The organism is Donghicola sp. XS_ASV15 (genome assembly GCF_041224595.1).
GTDB lineage: Bacteria > Pseudomonadota > Alphaproteobacteria > Rhodobacterales > Rhodobacteraceae > Donghicola.
The window spans coordinates 1-1577 of the sequence record NZ_JBGFGN010000072.1 but is presented as its reverse complement, the minus strand read 5'-3'; the positions used below and the strand labels follow the sequence as shown (position 1 = coordinate 1577).

The window sequence follows — 1577 nt, the reverse complement described above, 5'->3', positions numbered from 1 at the left end:
CCTGCATTCCCCAAGTGGCGTGTCGTTTGAGGTGAAGATCGCCTGTATCCGAGCGCTAGACAAGGATTTTCTGCCGCAAGCGGCACCTGCGGTCGCGCAGACTGCTGGATCTGGACGGATCAGACCGCGAAGCCGCTGTTTCCTTGCCCAGGGGCGGCGTTTTTCAGCGCAGCGGACAGATCTGTCCAGCCGCTTTCGTTCAGTTTGAGCGTGGATCGCGATCATGCGCATAGCGGTGGCGCTCGCAATCGGCGGATAGCGGCGAGGATGGCGCGTACCATCGTGCCGGTGACAGCGACCTCGGCCAGCTGGAAGGTGATGGTGCGGGCGTGACGGACCACACGTGCCCCGATCTTGATCAGCTTCAGTTGCAGGCTGGTCAACGACCAGTCGGCCATGGCCTCGGGCAGCTCGATGCAGTGCAAGAAGGTGGCCAGGTTGTACGCCAGGGCGTGCAGTTGCAGCCGCACCTCATTGTCGCGGAACTTCCGGCACGACAGCCGCGTCCAGCGAAAGGCGTATTTGCCCTCTTTGATGTGCTGCTCGGCGGTGCCGCGCTGGTTGTAGAACCGCACCACCCAGTCCGGCTCCATCGGCAGGTTGGTGACGATGAAGCCGACACGCGGGAACAGTTCGCCCGGATGCCATTCGATCTTGGCGATCACCCGGCGTTCCTTGTCCCAGGACGCCGCCTGATACTCGAATTCCTCGAAGAACCGCTTGACCTTGGTCAGTGACGGCCGCCCGACAGGGCGCGTTAGCCGATGCGCGATCTTGTCCTTGAGGACCGCGTTTGCGGGCAGCCGGATGGCGTAGAAGAACCGCGCTTCTTCCAATCGCTCATAGATCGCCGGGATCGCGTAGGCAGCATCGGCCCGGAAGAACCTGCCACCAAGGTCGCGCTCCGCGTAGCGCGCAATGACGGGGTCGAGAACATCACGCCAGCCATCGGCGCTGTGGACGTTGCCATGGCGCAGGGCGCAGCGTTCCAGCATCCCGAACTGGTTGAACAGAAAGTTGGGGTGATAGCAGCTACAGTCGAAATGGCCATTCCAGGCGGACCCTTCCTGGTCGCCATGGGTCGGGCTGACCGAGCTGTCCATGTCCAGAACGATGTACTTCAGCCCGTTACGGTCATGGAACCGGTCGATCCATTGCCCGTTCAGGTCGGCCAGCGCGGCACGGTTCCCGGCCAGAGCCAGCGTCTCGGTCTCGAACCGTCCCATCTGCGATGCCGAGGCCGCTTGTGCATCGACCGCTCTGCCGCCGACAACTTGGCGCATGACCGGATCGCAGGCGAGACGGTTGGCGTCGTTGACATCCTCGTATCCGGCCAGCCGCCCAAAGACTGATTGCCGGAACAGGCCGTCGAGCCGATGGACCGTGTTCTTGCCAGAGCGAGTATCGCGCAGCGCCGCTGACGCCAAATCGGACAACCCGAGCGCGTCATCAAGCTCGCGCATCACCAGAAGGCCGCCGTCGGAACTGAGCTGCGTGCCGCGAAATTCCAGCCGCACGCGAGGGTCGAAATCCACCCGATCTGCCCGTTGCAAGCCCGCACCCTCTGGGTGATCCAT

Annotated in this window: 1 protein-coding gene; it reads right to left on the bottom strand. The window is 63.2% G+C overall.

The features are described from left to right. Positions 1 to 221: 221 nt before the first annotated feature. On the bottom strand, positions 222 to 1577 hold a 1356-nt coding region (locus tag AB9K37_RS01700; RefSeq protein WP_078527637.1), incomplete at its 5' end, for an IS1380-like element IS1247 family transposase.